The 22,583-nt window shown below is 48.4% G+C and carries 16 protein-coding genes; 15 read left to right on the forward strand and 1 reads right to left on the reverse strand.

Annotated features, from left to right (window positions below; genetic code table 11):
- Positions 1-238 precede the first annotated feature (238 nt).
- The 12 genes from dnaJ (at position 239) to HFE01_RS13825 (ending at position 12,065) form a co-directional block, all read left to right on the forward strand.
- Positions 239-1,363: a molecular chaperone DnaJ gene (dnaJ, locus tag HFE01_RS13770; protein WP_016821615.1), complete on the forward strand. Its 1,125-nt coding sequence runs from the start codon at positions 239-241 to the stop codon at positions 1,361-1,363.
- 152 nt (positions 1,364-1,515) lie between these two features.
- Entirely contained in the window at positions 1,516-3,171 is a 1,656-nt protein-coding gene (gene dcuS / locus HFE01_RS13775; protein WP_107733282.1) for a DcuS/MalK family sensor histidine kinase, read from the forward strand.
- On the forward strand, positions 3,164-3,871 hold the full coding sequence (gene dcuR, locus HFE01_RS13780) for a two-component system response regulator DcuR (protein WP_167438401.1): 708 nt from the start codon (positions 3,164-3,166) through the stop codon (positions 3,869-3,871). The genes dcuS and dcuR overlap by 8 nt, the downstream gene beginning before the upstream one ends.
- Before the next feature lie 120 nt (positions 3,872-3,991).
- Positions 3,992-5,338 (forward strand): 2-hydroxycarboxylate transporter family protein, encoded by a 1,347-nt coding sequence (locus HFE01_RS13785; RefSeq protein WP_107733284.1) that lies wholly within the window; start codon positions 3,992-3,994, stop codon positions 5,336-5,338.
- Positions 5,339-5,400: 62 nt separating this feature from the next.
- On the forward strand, positions 5,401-6,597 hold the full coding sequence (locus HFE01_RS13790; RefSeq protein WP_107733285.1) for an NAD(P)-dependent malic enzyme: 1,197 nt from the start codon (positions 5,401-5,403) through the stop codon (positions 6,595-6,597).
- A 185-nt stretch (positions 6,598-6,782) separates the two neighbouring features.
- The gene (locus HFE01_RS13795; protein ID WP_016821610.1) at positions 6,783-7,157 is read left to right on the forward strand and encodes a hypothetical protein; all 375 of its coding nucleotides are present in this window, start codon (positions 6,783-6,785) and stop codon (positions 7,155-7,157) included.
- Between the two features lie 24 nt (positions 7,158-7,181).
- Complete coding sequence (locus HFE01_RS13800; protein WP_016821609.1) at positions 7,182-7,367, forward strand: YfhD family protein; 186 nt, start codon at positions 7,182-7,184, stop codon at positions 7,365-7,367.
- A gap of 230 nt (positions 7,368-7,597) precedes the next feature.
- Positions 7,598-8,563, forward strand: a complete 966-nt coding sequence (gene prmA / locus HFE01_RS13805) for a 50S ribosomal protein L11 methyltransferase (RefSeq protein WP_107733286.1) — start codon at positions 7,598-7,600, stop codon at positions 8,561-8,563.
- A gap of 2 nt (positions 8,564-8,565) precedes the next feature.
- On the forward strand, positions 8,566-9,258 hold the full coding sequence (locus HFE01_RS13810; protein WP_016821607.1) for a site-2 protease family protein: 693 nt from the start codon (positions 8,566-8,568) through the stop codon (positions 9,256-9,258).
- Between the two features lie 159 nt (positions 9,259-9,417).
- Positions 9,418-10,182: a 16S rRNA (uracil(1498)-N(3))-methyltransferase gene (locus HFE01_RS13815; RefSeq protein ID WP_107733287.1), complete on the forward strand. Its 765-nt coding sequence runs from the start codon at positions 9,418-9,420 to the stop codon at positions 10,180-10,182.
- A gap of 1 nt (position 10,183) precedes the next feature.
- Positions 10,184-11,527: a tRNA (N(6)-L-threonylcarbamoyladenosine(37)-C(2))-methylthiotransferase MtaB gene (gene mtaB, locus HFE01_RS13820; protein ID WP_016821605.1), complete on the forward strand. Its 1,344-nt coding sequence runs from the start codon at positions 10,184-10,186 to the stop codon at positions 11,525-11,527.
- A gap of 103 nt (positions 11,528-11,630) precedes the next feature.
- On the forward strand, positions 11,631-12,065 hold the full coding sequence (locus HFE01_RS13825) for an NUDIX hydrolase (RefSeq protein WP_016821604.1): 435 nt from the start codon (positions 11,631-11,633) through the stop codon (positions 12,063-12,065).
- Here HFE01_RS13825 and HFE01_RS13830 read toward each other — a convergent pair.
- Complete coding sequence (locus tag HFE01_RS13830; RefSeq protein ID WP_025365367.1) at positions 12,055-13,077, reverse strand: Na/Pi cotransporter family protein; 1,023 nt, start codon at positions 13,075-13,077, stop codon at positions 12,055-12,057. The genes HFE01_RS13825 and HFE01_RS13830 overlap by 11 nt on opposite strands.
- A gap of 297 nt (positions 13,078-13,374) precedes the next feature.
- Between HFE01_RS13830 and HFE01_RS13835 the strand changes: the two genes are divergently transcribed.
- The 3 genes from HFE01_RS13835 to addA all read left to right on the forward strand — a co-directional run bounded on the left by HFE01_RS13835 (position 13,375) and on the right by addA (position 22,577).
- Positions 13,375-14,754, forward strand: a complete 1,380-nt coding sequence (locus HFE01_RS13835) for a class I SAM-dependent rRNA methyltransferase (protein ID WP_107733288.1) — start codon at positions 13,375-13,377, stop codon at positions 14,752-14,754.
- A 240-nt stretch (positions 14,755-14,994) separates the two neighbouring features.
- Positions 14,995-18,561, forward strand: a complete 3,567-nt coding sequence (addB, locus tag HFE01_RS13840) for a helicase-exonuclease AddAB subunit AddB (protein WP_167438400.1) — start codon at positions 14,995-14,997, stop codon at positions 18,559-18,561.
- Positions 18,558-22,577 (forward strand): helicase-exonuclease AddAB subunit AddA, encoded by a 4,020-nt coding sequence (gene addA, locus HFE01_RS13845; RefSeq protein WP_107733290.1) that lies wholly within the window; start codon positions 18,558-18,560, stop codon positions 22,575-22,577. Before addB ends, addA begins: the two co-directional genes overlap by 4 nt.
- Positions 22,578-22,583: the final 6 nt, after the last annotated feature.

Here is a 22,583-nt window from a genome sequence, read left to right on the forward strand (position 1 = left end):
GGGTAGTGGCAACTTTACGGTATACCGGTACGTTATGATATACTGAACAATAATTAGCAGCGTAGCTGCCTTGATAAATAGCAATTAGCCTAAGGGTAACTGTTATTTCCAAGATAAATAAGCATATTACGGGTTGTACTGCCTTGAAATGATGGGAAGGTCAAAGCCGGGTCATCCCGCGCCTTTGGCTTTCCTTTTATATGTAGTGCAGACACGTTGTAGGCATGGGGGTGGAACATTGGCTGATAAGCGTGATTATTATGAGGTGCTGGGTGTCGCAAAAGGCGCTTCGGATGAAGAAGTCAAAAAGGCTTACCGTAAGCTTGCGCGTCAGTATCATCCGGACGTGAACAAGGCTGCGGACGCAGAAACTAAATTCAAAGAAGTTAAAGAAGCTTACGATGTCCTCAGTGATGGTCAGAAGCGGGCAAGATACGACCAATACGGTCATGTAGACCCGAATCAGGGCATGGGAGGCGGCTTCGGTGGTGCCGACTTCGGTGGCGGATTTGGTGATATTTTTGATATGTTCTTTGGTGGCGGTAATGGTCGACGTGACCCTAATGCACCGCAACGAGGGAACGATCTTCAATATACGATGACAATCGAATTCAAAGAAGCGGTGTTTGGTAAAGAAACCGACATTCAAATTGAACGTACGGAAACATGTGATACGTGTCATGGTACAGGAGCCAAAGCGGGCACTCAACCACAGACCTGTTCCGTCTGCCACGGCAGTGGACAGGAAGAAGTGGTGCAGAATACACCGTTTGGCCGCATGGTTAACCGACGCGCCTGCTCCAATTGCGGCGGTTCCGGTAAAATCATCAAAGAAAAATGTACGACTTGTAGCGGATCAGGCCGTGTCCGCAAGAAACGTAAAATTCATATTCGCATTCCAGCGGGTGTGGACGACGGCGCACAAATGCGTATCAACGGTGAAGGCGAAGGCGGTGTCAACGGAGGACCGGCAGGTGACCTGTACGTCGTATTCCGCGTGAAGTCGCACGACTTCTTTGAGCGTGAGGGAGACGATATCTACTGTGAAATTCCGCTGACGTTCTCACAGGCAGCGTTGGGAGATGAAGTTGAGATCCCGACGTTGACCGAGAAAGTGAAGCTGAAAGTTCCAGCAGGCACGCAAACAGGGACTTATTTCCGTCTTAAAGGAAAGGGTGTACCAAAACTGCGCGGCGTAGGTCAAGGTGACCAGCATATTAAGGTAGTTGTGGTAACGCCTAGCAAGCTGAGTGAGGAACAGAAGGATTTGCTGCGTCAGTTCTCTTCGCTTAGTGGAGAGCAGACACATGAGAATGAGCAGTCCTTTTTTGACCGTGTGAAGCGGGCTTTCCGAGGCGACTAAGCCAAAGTCGAAATCGCGGAGCTTCAATTATGAATCCGAGGGACTATTCCGCAATTGCGGGATAGTCCCTTTTTTTATATTCACGTAAACACATACATAGCCATTTTTGTATAACCAGAGTTAACAATTGAGCTTCTATCAACTAGAAAGGGGTGAGTTCCATCGAAAAAATACGGACAAGTCTGCGTCGAGGTAAGCCGATATTAAAGCTTAGAGGTCTAATAACGCTGCTCGTATGTCTGGTTATGGCACTTGTGCTCCTGCCAGTAACACTGTTATTTGCCGAGAGAGTTGAGCATGAAACGGAGAAGGGGCTCGAGGAAAAGGCAATGTCCATTGCGCGTACACTCGCCCATACACCGCTTATTATTGAGCAATTGCAACAGACAGGTTCTTCTCCTTCCATGCAGGAGTATGTGAAGAAGGTCTCAACGGCGAATCATATCCAATTTGTCGTGGTTATGGATATGAAGGGAATTCGTAAAACCCACCCGGATGCTAGGAGGATCGGCAAAGCCTTTGTCGGAGGGGACGAGTATACTGCACTTCACGGTCAGGAGAGCGTGTCCGTTGCAAAGGGGACATTGGGCATGTCCATGCGGGCCTTCTCCCCCGTGTTTAGTGTGACGGGAAAACAGGTAGGTGCGATTGTTGTCGGTATATCCATGCAGGATGTACAGCGGGCCCAGGAAGGCAACACCCGTCTTATTGCTATCGCCATTGGGATCGGAATGTTGATTGGCACAGGAGGAGCGGTTGTGCTGGCTCGTAAAATCAAAAATATGCTGGTCGGTCTGGAGCCGCCGGAAATCGCACGTTTGCTGGAGGAACGCAGCGCGATGTTACAGTCCATCAAGGAAGGCGTCATTGCGGTGGATGAATGCGGTCGTATCATGCTGATGAATGCAGAAGCGATCCGTCTACTGAGGCAAGCGGGGATTGAAGATTTCTCATTCTCTGGACAGGAAATTACTGTGTATTTATCTGCTTTCCGATTACAAGAGGTCTTGGAAGTAAGCACTCCACTGATGGATGAGGAAATGGAGCTGGGTGGGATCACCTTGCTGACCACCAGTGTTCCGATACGGGTCAAAGGAAAAATTGTCGGAGCCATTGTAACCTTTCGGGATAAGACGGAGATGAAACAGCTTGCTGAACGTTTGACAGGAGTTTCTCTGTACACGGAAGCACTACGCGCGCAGGCTCATGAATTTATGAACAAGTTGCATGTCATTATGGGGATGGTGCATTTGCGAATGTATGATAAACTGGAGCACTATATTATGGATGCTGTCGAGCATCATCAAGTAGAGATTGGCTCCATTACTCGGCAGCTTAAGGACCCAGTGATGGCGGGGTTTGTGTTAGGGAAATTAAGCCGGGCCAGAGAGGCAGGGGTAAATTTTGAACTGACTCCGGGTAGTTACTTGCCTGAATCCAGTCAAACTCAAACGACTCATGAACTGATTACTATTCTTGGCAATCTGTTTGATAATGCAGTGGAGGCGATGGAATCTCTGGAGCACAAGCGGATTACCCTTTCACTTTATTATGAAGAAAACCAGAAAAATGGCTGTCTGACCTGTATCATGTGCGACAATGGTCCAGGTATACCGGAGGGCCTTGGGAAGGCCATTTTTAAAAAAGGTTTTTCGACCAAGGGAGAGTCGCGAGGGATGGGACTTTACCTAGTGTCGCAAAGCGTGAAAAGGCTACAAGGTAGTGTAAAGTTGATCCCAGTCGAGCAGGGGTGCTGTTTTCAGATTAAGATTCCATACATTATAGCGGGGAATGATGAACATGATTAATGTCCTGATTGTAGAAGATGATCCGATGGTTGCGGAATTCAACCGCAAATATACGGAGCAGGTAGAGGGTTTCCAATGTGGTGGTTGGGCTTCTTCGGTGGAAAAGGCTAAGAAATATATAGCTGAACAAGCCATTGATCTGATATTGCTGGATGTGTATATGCAAGAAAGTAATGGCCTCGATTTACTGTCATTTATACGGGAGGCTGGAGTGAATGTGGACGTTATTGTCATCTCAGCTGCAAGTGACATGAGTAGCATCAAAAAAGCGATGAACTTTGGCGCGGTGGATTATTTAATCAAGCCTTTCCACTTTAACCGTTTTTTAGAGGCCCTTACCGGGTACCGAGAACACATTAGTATTGTTCGTGAGAGTAGTCTACTGTCGCAGGAGGAGCTGGACCGACTGATTTATCATAAAAGCTTGACTAAAGACTTGGCACGGTTGCCTAAGGGGATAACGAAATCCACGCTGGCTATGATATGGAATTGTATCCAGCAGCATCATAAGGTTCTGTTTTCCACCGAGGATATTGCGGAGAGTGCAGGGATCTCCAGGGTGTCTATGCGCAAGTATCTGGCTTTTATGACAGAGATTGAAGTGCTTTCTATGGAAACTATATATGGTACCATTGGACGTCCTGTTTACCAATACCAGGTGTTGCCGCAGGCAGAAGGAATCATGAATAGTTATATTTAGCCCTATTTCTGATTACTTTAGTTACTAAAGTTAGTTCTTAGTTTTAAAACCAAATAAAGCGTTTTCCAAGATGTAGAATGGGAACATGATCATCATTCTTCACTTTATGGAGGGAGATTTATGGAAAATGCTACGAACCAGCCTGTCATTCAAAAGGGGCAAAGATGGAGTAAAAATACTGTAGATGGGTTTAGGATGCTGGGCAGGATAAAGGTGGGAGTTATTCCTCTTCCGCTATATGCCGTGATTGCGCTAATTGTTTATGCGGCTGCAATTACAGAAAGACTTCCGAACGATCTATTGGGCGGGTTTGCCGTCATCATGATTTTAGGTATACTGCTCAGTGATCTGGGGGCCAAACTTCCACTGCTCAAACATATAGGCGGGCCAGCCATTTTATCCCTTATGGTTCCATCGTTAATGGTATTTTGGAATATGTTCAGTCCATCTGCAATGGGGGCTGTGCACACGCTTATGAAAACCTCGAATTTTCTTTATTTTTACATCGCATGTCTAGTAACAGGAAGCATTCTTGGCATGGATCGCAAAATGCTGATGAATGGAATTGTCAAAATTTTTGCCCCCATTATCATAGGATCTATTGCTGCTGTTGCTGTCGGTATGGTGGTGGGTATGGCTTTTGGCTACAGTGCTTATCATACATTTTTTTTCATCATCATTCCGATTATTTCCGGTGGGATTGGAGAAGGTATTTTACCGTTGTCCATTTCGTATGGAATGATACTGGGCAAGGATTCTGCGGTATTCGTATCCCAGTTTATCCCGGCTGCCATTATCGGTAACATTGTTGCAATTATAGGTGCAGGGGTCTTGAAGAGATTAGCGGAGAAAAAACCAAAAACTTCTGGTAACGGAAGGTTGTTAAAACTAGAAAAAGACGAAGACAAGTTAGCTCCGGTAAACTTGGGACAAACCGTTTCTTTTCCATTAATGGGTGGTGGTCTGCTGTTGGCCTGTACTTTCTTTATTGTGGGTAAGCTGCTAGAGCCGTATCTCCATATTCCAGGGCCGATTCTCATGATTCTGGCGGCCGCATTAATAAAGTGCATTCAGATCATGCCGAACACATTGGAGCAGGGAGCTTTTCATTTGTACAAATGTATAACCGCTAGTTTGACGTGGCCCTTGATGGTGGGGTTAGGCATTTTGTATGTGCCATTAGATAGTGTAGTTGGGATTCTAACGGTTCCTTATGCGATCACCTGTGCATCTGTAGTGGTTGCATTGATTGTTACTGGATACTTCACAGGAAAATGGATTCATATGTATCCCGTAGAAGCTGCCTTGGTGACCAGTTGTCGCGGCGGATTGGGGGGCACGGGCGATGTAGCCATTCTGTCTGCATCCAATCGGATGGAACTGATGCCTTTTGCCCAAATTGCAACACGGATTGGTGGAGCAGGCACCGTCATTTTAGCCACCTTGTTACTACAATTATGGAGCTGATGAGTTTTAGACCAAGCTATAAAATTCATATCATATACAGTCATGAAAGGATGGAGAAATATATGGGCAGTTTAAGAGATGAAATCAGAGAATTACACGAAGGTGGCAAAATGGAGACCTTACCCAAGAAGCGAATTGAAACGATGGAGGGGTTGTCCAAAGTTTATACGCCAGGTGTGGCTCAAATTTGCATGGAAATTGCCAATGATCCAGCCAAAGCGTTTCAATTAACGATCAAAAAAAATACAGTAGCAGTCGTTTCAGATGGAACAGCGGTACTTGGATTAGGAGATATCGGGCCGGAGGCAGCTATGCCTGTGATGGAGGGGAAGGCAGTACTGTTCAAACAATTTGCAGGTGTCGACGCATTCCCAATCTGTCTCAATACGAAGGACCCTGATGAGATTGTTCAAATTGTCAAAATGATCGCTCCTGCCTTTGGCGGCATTAACTTGGAAGATATATCTTCACCACGCTGTTTTGAGATCGAGAGACGGTTGAAGCAGGAACTCGACATTCCAGTATTTCATGATGATCAGCATGGTACGGCAGTCGTGGTATTAGCGGGTTTGGTCAATGCATTAAAGGTATGCGGCAAAAAAATGGAAGATGTCAAAGTAGTTTTTGCCGGTATTGGTGCGGCGGGTATGGCTTGCTCGCGCATGCTGCTCAAGGCAGGGGTACGTAATCTGATTGGGGTCGATCGGCAAGGAGCCATTCACCGCGATGTGGAATACAGTAACCCACATTGGACAGAGTATGCGAACATGACTAACCCGCATAATCTAAGTGGAAGCTTATCTGAGGTAATTGTGGGAGCTGATGTGTTCATCGGTGTGTCGGGTCCAGATATACTGACTGTGGAAGACATACAGAGCATGGCAACTGATCCTATAGTGTTCGCCATGGCGAATCCGAAGCCAGAAATTGATCCGGCAATAGCTTCACCTTATGTACGTGTGCTTGCTACCGGTCGCTCCGATTTTCCTAATCAGATTAATAACGTGTTGTGCTTTCCGGGAATTTTCCGGGGCGCTCTGGATTGCCATGCGAAGACGATTAACGAGGAGATGAAACTGGCTGCCGGGCTTGCCATCGCTGATGCAATTTGCCCTGAGGAGCTAAGTGAAACTTATATCATACCGGAGGTTTTTAATCCAAAGGTGGTGCAAAAGGTACGGGATGCTGTTATTCGCGCAGCCTGGGAGACAGGAGTAGCCATGTCAGGTGAAGCTCCGGCTGCTACTTTACGTCCGTAAAAGTTATGTTCTTCACAAACTTTAGTTCACCGTCTTGCCCTGCTGTTCATGACAATGCAATGTCTGTATCCGTTAAGCTTTCGTGGAGAATATAAAGTCTTGCCAATGAGCAGGATATAACAAAGCGTAACGATCTATGTTCTCAAACACGAGTTGCGCTCAATACTACACAGGGAGATTTTGGGATGGGCGAAAAAAATATTTTGGCGTATTTCAAAAGTCCTGAGGAAGCACAGGGAGCTGCGAGAAAACTGGAAGCTCTCCGGGTAACGGATATGTCGATAGATCGTTTTAGCCGGTATCCGCGGCAGTCTACAGGCAACGCCGGACTGCCTGTGTTTTCAGGACAGATTAGCAGCTTGTCCTCACTCACACAGGGTGTGGATTTTACAGATGCGTCTCCAGCGATACTGGCTGCGGCTGATCCTGCTGCCAGTGGCATGAGTGATGGAGGACAAGGTGGACCGACAGGCCGCGATATTTTGTTGACTGCGGTGGTGGACGAATCCATTCATCATCAGGCGATGTCGATTGTGGAACAAGCGGGTGGAATGCTGTGACAAGTTTGGAAGGAGCAGTGACCGATGTCTAAAAACAAACGGTTCGATAAAGTGCTGACCAAAACCGAGAAAATCAAACGCATGCAATCTGCCAAAAACGAAGATGTTGAGTTCTCGGCAGAGCAGGCAGATGCTGAGGATCTGGAAGCGATCCGACGTAGTGAAGTAGCTGACCGCCGTCAGCAACGGATCATAAACGACAACGAGTAGAATACAATAAGGCGGGTATCCCACCTAAAAAGGTGATTTGTGGGATAGCCCGTCTTATTTATGTTTCTCCTTTGTTCTATTCATTAGTAGATTTATACCAGATGATAGCCGTAACAATAACTAGCATTATAATCTAATATTGTCTTTGTCATACTGGCTTTTTTGAACTCCTATGCGAGTATATAGTACAATGTAATGTATGCATGTGAAATGAGGAGGAAATGTAAACCATGTTGTGGAATGAAATTACAATACATACAAGTGAAGAAGCCGTCGAAATGATTTCGAATTTTCTGCACGAAGCAGGTGCGGGAGGGGTTTCTATTGAAGAATCCGGTTCGCTTAATAAGCCCCGGGACACGTCTTATGGACAATGGTACGATCGTCCTTTGAACGACATCCCTGAAGGACAAGCGATCATCAAGGGCTATTTTGCCGAAGAAGTAGACATGGACAGCGTGCGTGCACAAATTGAGCCGCGGGTTGAACAATTGAGAACTTTTGATATTGACCCTGGCGAGGTTCGGTATGAGCTGAAAACGGTCAACGAGGATGATTGGGCTAATGCCTGGAAGCAATATTTTAAGCCTTTACGTGTATCGGATCGTTTGACCATCAAACCGACTTGGGAAGAGTATGAGCCTGCGAGTGAAGATGAAAAAATTATTGAGCTTGATCCGGGTATGGCCTTCGGCACTGGAACACATCCGACGACGTCCCTTTGTCTGAGAACGCTGGAATCCGTGATTCAGGGTGGAGAAGAAGTGATTGATGTTGGTACGGGCTCCGGTATCTTAGCGATTGGAGCAGTCAAGCTGGGAGCAAAGCATGTACTTGCCTTGGATCTCGACCCGGTGGCGGTATCGAGTGCGCGTGAAAATACGCGTTTGAACGGACTGGAGGAACGCATCACCATTAAAGAAAGCGATTTGCTCTCCGTGCTTAATGCAAGCGATCCAACGCTGGGTATTCAACTGCCAGTCAAGCTGGTGGTAGCTAATATTTTAGCCGAGATCATTTTGTTGTTCATTGATGATGTATATAATGCCCTACAGCCAGGCGGTATTTATATTGCATCAGGAATTTGGAAGAACAAAGAAGAGGCTGTCGAAACCGCATTGAAAGCTGCTGGCTTTGAGATTGCCGAAATCAACCGGGATGAAGATTGGCTGGCGTTTGTGGCGAGAAAGAGGTAAGCATGGATTTTTTACAAAGTATTTTTCGTGTAAATTTAAATGTCCTTCCATTTTACTTGTTGGCTGTGATCATATCGTTTACGGTGCATGAATTTGCGCATGCGTATTATGCCAATAAATTTGGCGACCCTACGGCCAAGCTACTGGGGCGCGTGACTTTAAATCCGGCAGTGCATATTGATCTGCTGGGTACGCTGTTACTGTTGATCGGAGGCTTTGGTTGGGCCAAGCCAGTCCCGGTCAATCGTGACAATTTTAGCCGCCCGCGCCTTATGGGCATTATTGTATCGGCTGCTGGTCCGCTGAGCAATCTGCTGCTTGCATTTGTGACTACACTGATCTATGCTGTGCTTCTTCATTTTCAAGTATTGCCGGGAATGGAGAACCAGCGGGTGGCTCAGGCAATCTATTTGTTTATCAATGCGCTAATCAATTTAAATTTGTTTTTGTTTATCTTTAATCTGATCCCACTGCCTCCACTCGATGGCTACCGGATTGTGGAGGACGTGGCTCCGACTCCTGTGCGCCGCAAGCTTCAGCACTTTGAGCAATGGTCGATCTTTATTTTTCTGCTTATACTGGTAATTCCGCAAGTACGAGCTGTAACGATTGAACCTCTTTACACGCTGTCTCAGATGATTTATATACAGTTTTTACAGTTCTCTTTTTACATTACCGGATTGTTTGGAGCCTAAGGGCTCCTTTTTTTTACGAGAATTGGTATAACATAAACGGAAAAGGGAACAGACTGGTCATACAGGCGCAAAAGATGATATGATGGTGCTTGGTGATTTCATCGGATTTTGTACGGAACGTTAGTGGATAATAGTTATTTTTAGAATAGGTGTGAGAGAATGCAGCGTTATTTTATTCCGGCAGAGCAATTTCTAGAAGATCACGCAATTGTTACGGGTGAGGACGCGCGACATATCGCCAAAGTCATGCGAGGCCGTAGTGGTGACAAAATTATAGTCAGTGACGGGGTATCCAGGGAAGCGCTAGCTGCATTGGATACGATTGAGCAGAACCATGTGAAGGCGACGATTATCGAACCGCTGGAGATGACCTCTGAACCGCATGTTCAGATCACCATCGCGCAGAGTCTTCCTAAAGGGGACAAGATGGAGACGGTGATGCAAAAATGTACGGAAATCGGAGCCACCGGGTTCGTACCGTTTTTATCCGAGCGTACGGTCGTACAGTATGATGCCAAAAAGGAAGGCAAGCGACTGGAGCGTTGGCGCAAGATTGTGAAGGAAGCGGCTGAGCAAAGCCATCGCAATCGGATTCCGGAAATTAGCGCACCCCTGACGTGGAAAGAACTTCTGGCTTCTTTTGCTGGGTATGATTTGATATGTTATTGTTATGAAAAAGAGCAGGGGCGGCAGCTACGGGATGTAATCCAGCCTTTCGCAGGACAATGGGTGTCCACAGACAAGCCGCGTGTGCTGGTGGTGGTGGGCCCGGAAGGCGGCTTTACTGAAGCGGAAAGCCTAGAGGCTGAGCAGGCCGGGGCACAGTCTACAGGACTGGGAAGACGTATTTTGCGTGCGGAAACCGCAGGTATGGTTGCATTGGCATGCATTTTATATGAGACAGGAGAAATGGGAGGGGTTTAATATGCCATCAGTGGCATTTTACACATTAGGTTGTAAAGTAAACTTTTATGATACAGAAGCGATCTGGCAGCTGTTCAAAAAAGAAGGTTATGAGCAGGTGGATTTTGACGAGCAGACTGCTGATGTCTATTTAATTAATACATGTACGGTTACGAATACCGGTGATAAGAAGAGCCGTCAGATCATTCGTCGTGCGATTCGCCGAAATCCAGATGCCATTGTGGCAGTGACGGGCTGTTACGCTCAAACTTCTCCGGCCGAAATTATGGATATTCCAGGTGTTGATCTTGTTATTGGTACGCAGGATCGAGATAAGATTATTCCGTTTGTGAAGGAGATCCAAGAGTCGCGTCAACCTGTAAACGCTGTGCGTAATATAATGAAGACCCGTGTGTTTGAGGAAATGGATGTGCCTGATTTTGCTCATCATACCCGTGCGTTTCTAAAAATTCAGGATGGCTGCAATAACTTCTGTACCTTCTGCATTATCCCGTGGTCGCGGGGCTTATCCCGCAGCCGTGATGCCGCGAGCATTATTACACAGGCGCGTCAACTGGTGCACGCAGGCTACAAGGAAATCGTACTCACGGGTATCCATACTGGTGGTTATGGCGACGATATGGATAATTATGACCTGTCCGATCTACTGTGGGATCTGGAGAAAGTGGAAGGGCTGGAACGTATCCGTATCAGCTCGATTGAAGCCAGTCAGATTGATGAAAAAATGCTGGATGTACTGAAACGCTCCAATAAGCTGGTTCGCCATTTCCACATACCGCTTCAAGCAGGGGACGATACCGTGCTGAAACGGATGCGCCGCAAGTACACGACAGAAGAGTTTTATAACAAAATGCTCATGATTCGTAAAGCGATGCCAGATGTAGCAATTACAACAGACGTAATTGTCGGCTTCCCTGGAGAAACGGACGAAATGTTCCGTAATGGCTATGAGCTGATGAAAAAAATCGGCTTCTCGGAAATGCACGTGTTTCCGTATTCCAAGCGTACTGGCACGCCTGCGGCACGTATGGAGGATCAGGTGGACGAGGACGTGAAAAATGCGCGTGTGCGTGACCTGATTGCATTGTCAGAGCAAATGCAGCTGGCATATGCTGAAAAGTTTGTTGGCCAGGTGCTGGAGGTTATTCCTGAAGTAGCCCCTAAAGGGACGGAAGATAGCGGTATACTTTATGGTTATAGTGACAATTACATTCAACTGGTGTTTGAAGGTAATAAGGATCTGGTTGGCAAGGTGTGCCGCGTGAAGCTGACGAAGGCGGGCGTTAATGAAAGTGAAGGCCAATTGGTCCGCGTATTGGAGAACGGGCTGCAAACAGCTTTGTAAAATAAAAAGAGCCTGAACAGGCAATAGCGATGGCCAACAAGGATTTCGCCTTTCCCTACAGAGAGGACGGAATCCTTGTTGCGCAAGGAAAGGAGATTACAGGATGGCAGCAAAAAAGGAAATTTCCGCAGGTGGCGTAGTGTTTCGCAAACAGGGGGAGCAGCTTGAAATTCAGCTGATCACCGACCGATATGGCAAGACATCTCTGGCTAAAGGCAAAATGGAGCCAGGTGAAACAATCGAACAAACTGCTCTACGTGAAATTCGTGAGGAAACAGGGCTGAACGGGCGGATTATTCAGCATGTGGATATGATTGCTTATACGTACCAGCACCCTGAATATGGGGAAGTGGACAAGGAAGTTCATTATTATCTCGTAGAGGCACTGGATGGGAATTTGCAGGCACAGATAGAAGAAATCAAAGGCGTCGCGTGGCATACGCCCGAAGAAGCATGGCGTCTCCAGCGTCAGGGTGGATATGACAACAATGATGTCATTCTGAGCAAGGCGCTGTCTATGCTAGGAATTAACGTTTAACCCTATGGGAAGACACTTGCTCCTCTATACGAGTCCATGCAGGTAAATAGCAGAGGGGCAAGGCAAGCAGAGAACTGATGACGTTAAACAGGGTTTGGGCATGCGCTACCTTGGCTCCGGGCTCAGTAGATATCCAAGAAGCGGCCATATCCAGCCCGGGGATTAACGGCATAAAGAGCAATGCCCCGCCTACGTTCAGCAGCACGTGGGACCAGGCCACAAATTTGCCAGACACGCTGCCGCCAACAGCGGCAATCAGGGCAGTCACGCAGGTGCCCACATTGGAGCCGATGACGATGGCGATCCCTACATCAACTGGCAGGGCACCCGCAGCAGCCAGGCTAATCGCCATACCAATGACAGCTGCGCTGCTGTGAACCAGTGCGGTTAGGCAGGCTCCAGCAGCGAAGGCCCACCACATGTTGGCTGCAGCATGATCAAGAAACCAGCGGAATAGTCCGGCTTGCTCAATCCAGGGGCCAACGGCTTGCATCACGCGGATACCTGCGAGAATCAGCGAAAATCCGGCAAAGACGAGGCTGATAAATTGTACAGCCTGTGGGCGGCTAAGCCCATTGGAGGTGGCTGAAGCTCCGGCAGCTGCATACTGACGGCCAGTGACCGTTTCCCCCCACAGAACAGCTGTGCCCCAGCATAGCAGTGATCCACATAGCAGTGGAGCAGCCAGCTTGCCGAGCTGGAGGCCCATCAGCTCGGTCGTCAGGCAGGTACCAATATTGGTACCAAGAATGATGCCGAGCGTGCGGCCGTAGGTCAACAGCCCGGCATTGACTAGTCCGATCGTCAGCACCGTTACGGCGGTGCTGCTTTGCAGTAGGGCGGTAATGCCTGAGCTAAACAGCATACCCCGCCAAGGGGAAACCGTAGCCCGGTTTAGCCAGCGAGTAAGGAAGGGGCCGGCCAAATGCCGGAGGGCAGCTTCCATCAGCTTCATTCCACCTAAAAAAATAAGCAGCCCACCGCACAGCGGCAATATAACATGTATAAACACGGCTTTAGCCCCCCCTTTTCTAGGTGAAAATGAGAATACTTATGTAACAGCCTATGATCTACCTAGGACAGCCATGACAAGCATGGCCGAGCAGTTTTTTATGGAACGAACATTTTGTAGTATCTTCACAAGCTTTTAAAGCGTGACGTCGACATACAGGCGGGCAGTAGCGAAGCAGTTCATTTGAAGCTGGAGAAGCGTCAGTGATCGTAAGACCAAATGAATCGGCGGAGCCGCGCCCCTATCGAACAAAATGTTTTAACACTTTGAGTAATCCAAGAATAGGAGTGAAGGATTTTGCCTTCAGTAATATTAGAGCGTAGCCGTAAAAAAAGGCTGGAGCAAGCACACCCTTGGGTGTTTAAAAATGAAATAGCCAAGATTGAGGGTGATCCTGAAGCCGGTGATTTGGTCAGCATCCTGAACCATCAGGGGCGTTATTTGGCGACAGGTTACTATAATCCTGCTTCACAAATTACAGTGCGTGTGATGTCCTATGAGCCGCTAGAAGTGATGGACCAAAGCTTCTTTGCCCAACGTTTCCGCAATTGCTTGGAGCACCGCGAACGCTTTGTGACCGGAGGAAACGCTTATCGTTTGGTGTACGGCGAGGCTGATTTTTTGCCTGGGCTGATTGTAGACCGTTTTGGTGATGTATTGGTCGTTCAGCTGTTAACGCTTGGCATGGATCGGCGCAGGGAAGAAATCAGAGATGCACTTGTTGAAGTAATGGGGCCAGTTGGTATATATGAGCGTAGTGATGTATCCATCCGTGAGCTGGAAGGGTTGGAACAGACGAAGGGTCCTTTGTACGGCGATTGCCCGCGCCATGTGGTGGTGACGGAAAATGGCTTACAAATCAAGGTCGATATCGAAGAGGGACAAAAGACGGGGTATTTCTTTGACCAGCGTGAAAATCGTGCAGCCATCGCGCCGTTGATGACAGGTTGGGGAGCGCGTAGCGGAATTACGTTGCAAGAAGTAGCTGCAAACCCAGGCGATGAAGATACAACGGTCATAAAGCCTGTGAATAAAAGTGGTAAGGTTGTTGAATTCCCATTCTGGGACGGTGCAACTGTATTGGAATGTTTTTCACATACAGGTAGCTTTACGCTCAATGCGTGTAAACATGGTGCGAAAAAAGTAACTTGTCTGGATATTTCTGAACATGCGATTGAAAGTGCTCGGGATAATGTGAAGCTGAACGGTTTTGAGGATCGCGTCGAGTTTGTCGTCGACGATGCTTTTCAATATTTACGTAATCAGGTGAAAGGTGTAGAGGAACGCACCGCGCGAGCAGGGGGCAAGGGAGATACATCTAAGCCGCTGACTGCGGGTGGCGGACGCACCTTTGACGTAGTTATTCTGGATCCGCCAGCTTTTGCCAAAACGAAGAGTGCTGTCAAAGGAGCTACACGTGGATATAAAGATATCAACCTTCATGGGATGAAGCTTGTCAATGAGGGCGGTTATTTGGTAACGGCGAGTTGTTCGTTCCATATGCGGCCAGAGCTGTTTTTGGACACGATTAAGGAAGCGGCGGCAGATGCCGGTAAAACCCTCCGACTGGTAGATTGGAGAGCGGCAGGGAAGGACCATCCTCAAATTTTAGGTGTGGAGGAAGGTCATTATTTGAAATTTGCCATCTTTGAAGTGCGCAGTCGGACACGGTTGTAGACTTCATACCCTTGTCAAAGTTAATCTATTTTTAGGCGATAAAGATAACTAGGTGAAACAAACTCATTTTTAGTATAAATCAGTCCTGTAGAGAAGGCTTGCACCAAGCCATCCTGCGGGACTGTTTGTTTTTGAGAAGGGATCAATTGCTACAACATGGCAAACGTACGTTCTTTTCTCCTTTGCCTGATATGCTATACTGTTTAATAGAATGTTTTTGGTTGGAAAGGAGGCCGCATCATGTCGGTCCGCTTATTGATTGGCCGCTCTGGTAGTGGTAAAAGCACGTTAATCCGCAATGAAATGACGTCTATGTTACGCGAGGAGCCGCTAGGTAAACCTATGCTGTTACTTGTGCCCGAGCAATCGTCATTTGCTTCAGAGCATGCGTTGCTTACAGAAGCCGGAAACGGTATTCAGGGGTCGGTGCGCGCCCAGGTGATGGGATTCCATCGTCTTGCCTATTTAGTCATGCAGGAAACAGGGGGTTCAGCCCTGGTGCCTGTAACAGAAGAAGGCAAGAAGATGCTTTTATATAAAATTATTCGTCGTCGCAAGGATGAACTGAGTTTGTTTAAGGATTCGGGAGACCAACTCGGTTTTGTGGATCGGTTGAATACGTTGTTTACAGAGTTAAAGCAGTACGGAAATGATGCTCGGTCTGTACCGGAACAACTGGAGAGAATGCATGCTGCGGGGGAGTCCGCCCCGATATTAAGAGGCAAGCTGAAGGATATCAGTCTAATCTATGAGGATTTTGAACGGGAGCTGACGCTTAAATATATCGATGGTGAAGATACGCTTCGCATGCTAACAGAACAGATTGCACAGTCTTCACTTATACGCGGAGCAGATATTTGGATGGATGGCTACCGAAGGTTTACACCGCATGAATATAAGGTGGTGGAGCAGCTTATGCTGCACGCCTCCTCGCTGACGGTGGCGTTGACCTGTAACCGCAGCTACGAAAGTGGCCAGCTTCCGCATGAGCTGGATTTGTTTCATCCTTCGGCGGCTACCTACGTCAAGCTTAAAGGAATGGCAGACGAGCTGATGATTGAAACGCAGACACAGTTATTACGTCCCGATCCGATACCGAGATTTAAGGAGCGTCCAGCGTTGGCGTATTTGGAGGCTAATTTCGAACATCGTACAGGGCTGCGGAATCAGGAACAGCGGATGCGGCTACAGCAGCTACGAGAGCAATGGGCAGATACACAACCGGAGGGCATAAAGCTGTATGCTGCGGCAAATCGCCGTGCCGAGCTGGAAGGAGCCGTACGCGAAATGCGCCGCCTGGCCCGTGAAGAGGGCGCGCGTTATCGGGAGATGGCCTTGTTTGTGCGTCATATTGAAGATTATGAGCCATGGGTGGAACCGATATTCAAGCAATATCAGGTCCCGGTATTTTTGGATCAGCGGAGAAGTATACTTCATCATCCCTTAGTGGAATTGATTCGGGCTTCACTGGATATCGTGCAGCGACGCTGGCGATATGAGGATGTATTTCGTGCGGTCAAAACAGACCTTCTATTGCCGCTGGACGGTCGAGTGAGCCGCGAGCAGATGGACCGTCTGGAAAACTATGTGCTGGCCTGTGGAATACAAGGCAGCCGTTGGACAGATGGCCGGGCATGGCAGGCTGTACCCAGTTTGTCGCTGGAGCTGGAGGAACAGGAACGGAACCGTCAACGGGATGAAACGCTGGATTTGATGGAGTTGTGCCGAGATGTGATTGTGACGCCTTTACATGCTTTTGAGAAGCGTATAGGTAAGGCACGAACGGCGCTTGAGAAGTGTGAAGCCGTGTATCTGTTGCTGGAGGATGCAGAAATTGGTCACAAGCTGGACGCCTTCATTCATCAGGCAGAGGAATCAGGAAATCCTGAGCAGGCGAAGGAGCACCGCCAAGTATGGGATGCGGTGCTTGAATTGCTGGATCAAATCGTCGAAATGATGGGTGATGAGAGACTGGATACTGCTTTGTTTGCGGGTGTGCTGGAAACGGGATTGGCTGAGTTCCGTATGGGGCTTGTTCCACCGGCTCTGGATCAGGTACTGGTCGGAAATACGGACCGTACACGTGTATCGGGTATTCAACATGCCTTTGTGCTAGGGATGAACGAAGGAGTAATGCCGGCTGTGTTCCATGAGGATGGTGTGCTGAATGAGCAGGAACGTACGGCATTGAACGAACAAGGCGTAGACCTGGCACCAGATATGACAAGACGTCTGTTGGACGAACGCTTTCTCGCTTATACGGCCCTTACCTCAGCCGGTAAAAGCCTATGGATGAGCTATGCGGTGACTGATGAAGAAGGCAAGCTATTGCTGCCGTCAGAGTTAGTGCGACATGTGCGGCAACTGCTTCCTGGTCTGGATGAACGTCCACTGGCCGGATACCCTTTGCCTGGAGACGCTTGGACGACGCAATGGGAGTATGCTTCCCATCCGTCTGAGGCATTGCCGCAGCTCATTGCGCAATTACGGCATTGGCGGCGTGGCGGTGATATTTTATCTCCCTGGTGGGAGGTGTATAACTGGTATGCCAGCCAGCAGGGGCGTGAGAAGGACAAGCTGCGTCAGCTGTTGACCTCACTTTTTTACGAAAATCATGCCGAAATGCAGAAGGAAACGAGTCGCCGTCTATATGGCAGCAAGCTGCGCACCAGCGTATCTCGTATGGAACGTTTTGTCGCATGTCCATTTTCTCACTTTGCCTCTCACGGTCTTCGTTTGAAGGAACGTCAAATGTATCGTCTGAAGGCTCCGGATATCGGACAATTGTTCCACGCAGCGCTTGGTGAGATGGCGATCAATCTGCGTGAACGCAATGTCAGCTGGGGAAGTCTCAGTACTGAGGAATGCCGCCAAGAGGCAGAAAGTACGGTGGAGCGTTTGGCACCTCGTCTGCAAGGCGAGATTTTAATGAGCTCCAAGCGGTATGGCTATATTTTGCGCAAGTTAAAAGACATCGTGAGCCGTGCTTCGCTAATTTTGGGTGAACATGCACGGAGAGGTAGCTTTGAGCCGATTGGGCTGGAGTTGGACTTCGGACCAGGTCAGCCGCTTCCTCCGTTAAGCTTCCGACTAGATAACGGCGTTGTGATGGAAATTGTCGGACGGATTGACCGTGTGGATGTGGCAGAAGGAGAAAAAGGATTACTTTTGCGTGTCATTGATTACAAGTCCAGCCAAAAGGATCTTAAGCTGCACGAGGTGTATTATGGCTTATCTCTGCAAATGCTCACGTACTTGGACGTGCTGTTGAATGCGGCGGAGGAATGGTTGGGAGAGACTGCTTATCCGGCAGGTACACTGTACTTTCACGTCCACAATCCGATGCTGCAATCACCTAATGGCCTTAGTGCAGAACAGGCTCGTCAGGAGCTTTTGAAACGCTTTAAGATGAAGGGATTGTTGCTCGCGGATCGGGATGTAGTTGGGCAAATGGATACAGCATTGGACAAGGGATATTCCTCTATTTTACCTGTTGCGGTGAAAGCAGACGGCAGTTTTTATAGCAGTGCTTCCGTTGCTTCGCCTGAACAGTGGGATAGCCTGTTAGCTTCGGTGCGCAACAACATTCGGACGATTGGCACACGGATGACAGAGGGCGATGTTGCCATTGAACCTTATCGCATCCAGCAAGAAACGGCATGTACCTTCTGTTCTTTTAAGCCTGTTTGTCAATTTGATGACAGTCTGGAAGGCAGTGATTACAACCAATGGGGGAAACCGGGTAAGGATCAGGTCTGGGATCTGCTCGGTCATACACAGGAAGGGAAAGGAGGAATGAAGCAATGATAGGCACGTCAAACACTAAAGGCTTGCCGAAGCCGGAAGGAAGTATGTGGAGTGATGATCAGTGGCGTGCCATTTCGGAGTCTGGTAACAACATGCTGGTCGCGGCAGCGGCGGGTTCTGGTAAAACAGCAGTGCTGGTAGAGCGTATTATTCGCAAAATTGTCGATCCCCGGCTCGGCTTCAGTGTGGATCGGTTACTGGTGGCGACCTTTACGAAGGCTGCAGCCGCTGAAATGCGTCAACGGATACGCGAAGCACTGGAACGTGTGCTGGAACAGGAACCGGAAAGTGAACATGTGCGCCGACAGCTATCGTTGTTGAATCGGGCTTCAATAACGACGCTTCACTCTTTTTGTATGGAGGTCATCCGCAGGCATTATCAGGCCATTCCTCTTGATCCCGGCTTTCGGATTATGAATGAGCATGAAACAGAATTGCTGCGCCAAGAGCTAATAGAAGAACTGTTTGAGGAGAAATATGAGGCCCATGATGAAGGCAGCACATTCCGCAGACTGGTCGACTGGTTTAGTGGAGAACGCACCGATGATGCCATGTATGTGCTTGTTCAGCGGTTGTATGACTTTTCGCAAAGTCATCCTTGGCCGGAGCATTGGCTGCGGGAGACGGCAGCAGCATTTCGTGTACAGGATGTAGCAGCTTTGGGGGAGACGCCCTGGGTTCGCAGTATTTTGGCGGATGCTGCACTTTCGTTGCGCGGAGCAGCGAGTTTGCTGGAGCAGGCGTATGAAACAGCTATGCAGCCTGGCGGTCCTGCACCCTATGCCATGACGCTGCAAGAAGATGCGGCGATGGTGAAGGAATTGCTGCAGGAGCTGGAGACACAGCCGTGGGCATCCCTGTATGATCATTTTCAGGTAGCGTCCTTTGGTAAGCTCAAGCCAGTCAAAAAAGATCAAACCGAGCCTGCATTGCAGGAACGGGTTAAGACGCTACGCGAGGCTGCCAAGAAAATGATTACAGATATGAAGGCTTCCCTGTTCGGTCGGAGAGCAGAAGCTTATTTGGAGGAACTGCATGCGACCGCTCCTCTGATGGACGAACTGGTGGAGACTGTGATTGCTTTCGGGGAACGATTTCAACAGCACAAGCAGTCAAAAGGACTGGTGGATTTCGGGGATTTGGAGCATTATTGTTTGAAAATATTAAGACACCCCGAATCTACTCCGTACAAGCTGTTACCTTCCGATGCTGCACTTGAATACAAGGCGCAGTTCGACGAGGTACTGCTGGATGAGTATCAAGATACGAATACCGTACAGGAAGATATCGTTAGACTGGTATCGCGCGAGGAACCGGGTAACCGTTTTATGGTGGGAGACGTGAAACAGAGTATTTATCGGTTTCGGCTGGCAGAGCCAGGGCTGTTTTTGAATAAGTATCAACGGTACGGTATACAGGAGCAGGAAGATGGCTTTTTGATTGATCTGGCGCGTAATTTCCGCAGTCGAGAGGAAGTTGTCGATGCGGTTAATTTGGTGTTCCGCCAGATTATGAGTGTGGATGTGGCGGAAATTGAGTACGATGAGCGAGCGTGGCTTGTACATGGCGCGTCCTATCCCGAAAAGACAGAGCAGGACGCTACATCTGCATACGCACCTGAGCTGCTGTTAGTTGATAAAGGCGGGCGTGGTCTTTCTGAGGTTTCGGAGTTGTCTGAAACGGGGGACGAATCGGCTTTACAGGAAAGTGAGCTGGCCGAGCTTGCGGAGCTTGAAACGGCTCAGTTGGAGGCTCGTGCAATCGCTCAACGGATTAAGGAGCTGACTGGAGATACTGGACAGCCACTGTTGATTTATGACAGGGGATTAAAAGCGATGCGTCCAGCAGTCTACGGTGATATTGTCATATTGCTTCGTTCAGCAAGCGTATGGGCTCCCTTAATTGTGGAAGAATTGCGGCTTGAGGGCATCCCAGCCTCTGGAGAGCAGACGACAGGCTTTTTTAAAGCAACGGAAGTTGAGGTAATGTTGTCCCTGCTGCACATTATTGATAATCCGCAGCAGGACATCCCGCTTGCATCCGTGCTTCGTTCGCCAATTGTCGGCTTGACCGAAGATGAACTGGCACAAATTCGTCTAGAGAAGCCGGATGGAATGTTTTATGATGCATTGCTGGCGGCGGCACAGACTGAACAAGTTGAGGAGAGTTTAAAAGAGACCTCTGCTGATGTTATGGAGATGGATCTTTTCACTGAGGACCCGCTATCTTCACCTGACCCAGTCCATAGGAATGACGGGAATACGTTGTCTACCCGACTACGTTCATTTTTGCGTAATTTGGACGCATGGCGGCAGGAAGCCAGACAAGGCAGCTTAAGTGTATTGATTTGGAATGTGCTGGAGGAAACAGGATATCTGGATTGGGTGGGTGGACTCCCTGGCGGCTCACAGCGTCAAAGCAACCTACGGGCTTTATATGACCGAGCGAGACAGTATGAGACTTCTACGTCCAACCGAGGCTTGTTTCGATTCCTAACCTTTATTTCCCGTCTGCGGGAGCGAGGCGGTGATTTAGGATCCATCAGCGGGGGGACTGAACCCGATCAAGCTGTCCGCATTATGACCATTCATAAAAGTAAAGGACTTGAATTTCCTGTCGTGTTTATTGCCGGGACGGCAAAAATGTTCAATCAGCAGGATCTGAATGCGCCGTTTCTTATGCACAAGGAGTTGGGATTTGGTCCTAAATATGTGGAGGAACAAAACCGCGTTAGCTACCCTACGCTGCCTAATTTAGCGATCCGTCGACGCTCACAGCTGGAGCTTTTGGCTGAAGAAATGCGTGTGCTATACGTAGCGCTTACGCGTCCGCGTGAAAAGCTGATTATGACCGGAACCGTGAAGGATCTCGCTTCCCGCGCAGCAGGTTGGGCACGTGCCAAGGAACATGCGGAAACAGTACTGCCAGACTATATGCTGGCGGCAGGTCGCAGCTATCTGGACTGGGTAGGTCCTGCATTGATTCGGCATCCTTCTGCAACTTCGCTGAGGGAAGCGGCAGGGGATCAGGAGGGGTACTATCACAGACTGGAACACATGCCGGGGGCAGACTGGTTATTTAAAATCGTAGCCTCAGAAACACTTTCTGGCTCTCGTGTGAACTCGGATCGTGGAGAAGAGGTATCGGCCGAAGAACGCCAAAAGAAAACAGAAGCACTGAGAAATGTTGAGCTAATCGAATTAGACGAAGAAAGTGAAACGGATATTGCTGCGGCTCTTTCCTGGACCTATCCGTATGAACGGGCGGGCAAGACAGCAGCCAATACATCGGTCACAGAGATGAAAAGATGGCTGGAGATGCAGGAGATAGGATCTGATGATTGGCTGAATCTATCTTCTATCTCCCAACAAGCAGACTTACCAGAGGATCGCGAAGATTCTGACACTAGGGGCAGTCAATTACACTTGCGCAGACCTAAGTTTATGGGAAATCAGCGACTGACTCCTACAGAACGAGGGACGATCTATCATACGTTGATGCTGCATGTGCCCCTAGATGGAGTCATGAGCGCTGAGGTTATTGAGGAAACCAAAGCTCGTTTGCTGAATCAACGTATCTTACTGGATGTTCATGCAAAGGCGCTGGATACGAATAAAATATTACGGTTTTTCTCTAGTGAGCTAGGGAAGAGAATGCTGGGTTCATCCCGTATTCAGCGTGAGCTTCCGTTTACTTATACTATGCGGGCAACCGATTACTGGAACCACAGTTTACCTGCGGTGTTGCCAGAACAGAAGACAGTTACCGAAAGCGGGCAGGACGATAAAGTGCTGATGAACGGGATCATTGACTGTTTGTTTGAAACTCCCGAAGGGCTTGTGCTGCTGGATTATAAAACAGACCGGATCTCTGAATATCGTACGCTGTCACATTTAACAGACCAATATCGTTTTCAATTGGAGCTGTATGCCCGTGTGATTGAAGAGATTACAGGCAAAAAGGTAGCTGAGAAATGGTTGTATTTTATAGAAGCTGGAGAGAGTGTGCAGCTGTAGTGATAT

Source organism: Paenibacillus sp. EKM10P (assembly GCF_011800655.1).
GTDB lineage: Bacteria > Bacillota > Bacilli > Paenibacillales > Paenibacillaceae > Paenibacillus > Paenibacillus polymyxa.

What these genes read in the sequence shown, in the direction of transcription:
- HFE01_RS13795 (WP_016821610.1), top strand. Translation starts at nt 6,783, where the DNA reads ATGGGCGAAAAAAATATTTTGGCGTATTTCAAAAGTCCTGAGGAAGCA.
- HFE01_RS13790 (WP_107733285.1), top strand. Translation starts at nt 5,401, where the DNA reads ATGGGCAGTTTAAGAGATGAAATCAGAGAATTACACGAAGGTGGCAAA.
- addA (WP_107733290.1), top strand. Translation starts at nt 18,558, where the DNA reads ATGATAGGCACGTCAAACACTAAAGGCTTGCCGAAGCCGGAAGGAAGT.
- prmA (WP_107733286.1), top strand. Translation starts at nt 7,598, where the DNA reads ATGTTGTGGAATGAAATTACAATACATACAAGTGAAGAAGCCGTCGAA.
- HFE01_RS13810 (WP_016821607.1), top strand. Translation starts at nt 8,566, where the DNA reads ATGGATTTTTTACAAAGTATTTTTCGTGTAAATTTAAATGTCCTTCCA.
- addB (WP_167438400.1), top strand. Translation starts at nt 14,995, where the DNA reads ATGTCGGTCCGCTTATTGATTGGCCGCTCTGGTAGTGGTAAAAGCACG.
- HFE01_RS13815 (WP_107733287.1), top strand. Translation starts at nt 9,418, where the DNA reads ATGCAGCGTTATTTTATTCCGGCAGAGCAATTTCTAGAAGATCACGCA.
- mtaB (WP_016821605.1), top strand. Translation starts at nt 10,184, where the DNA reads ATGCCATCAGTGGCATTTTACACATTAGGTTGTAAAGTAAACTTTTAT.
- HFE01_RS13785 (WP_107733284.1), top strand. Translation starts at nt 3,992, where the DNA reads ATGGAAAATGCTACGAACCAGCCTGTCATTCAAAAGGGGCAAAGATGG.
- dcuR (WP_167438401.1), top strand. Translation starts at nt 3,164, where the DNA reads ATGATTAATGTCCTGATTGTAGAAGATGATCCGATGGTTGCGGAATTC.
- HFE01_RS13825 (WP_016821604.1), top strand. Translation starts at nt 11,631, where the DNA reads ATGGCAGCAAAAAAGGAAATTTCCGCAGGTGGCGTAGTGTTTCGCAAA.
- HFE01_RS13800 (WP_016821609.1), top strand. Translation starts at nt 7,182, where the DNA reads ATGTCTAAAAACAAACGGTTCGATAAAGTGCTGACCAAAACCGAGAAA.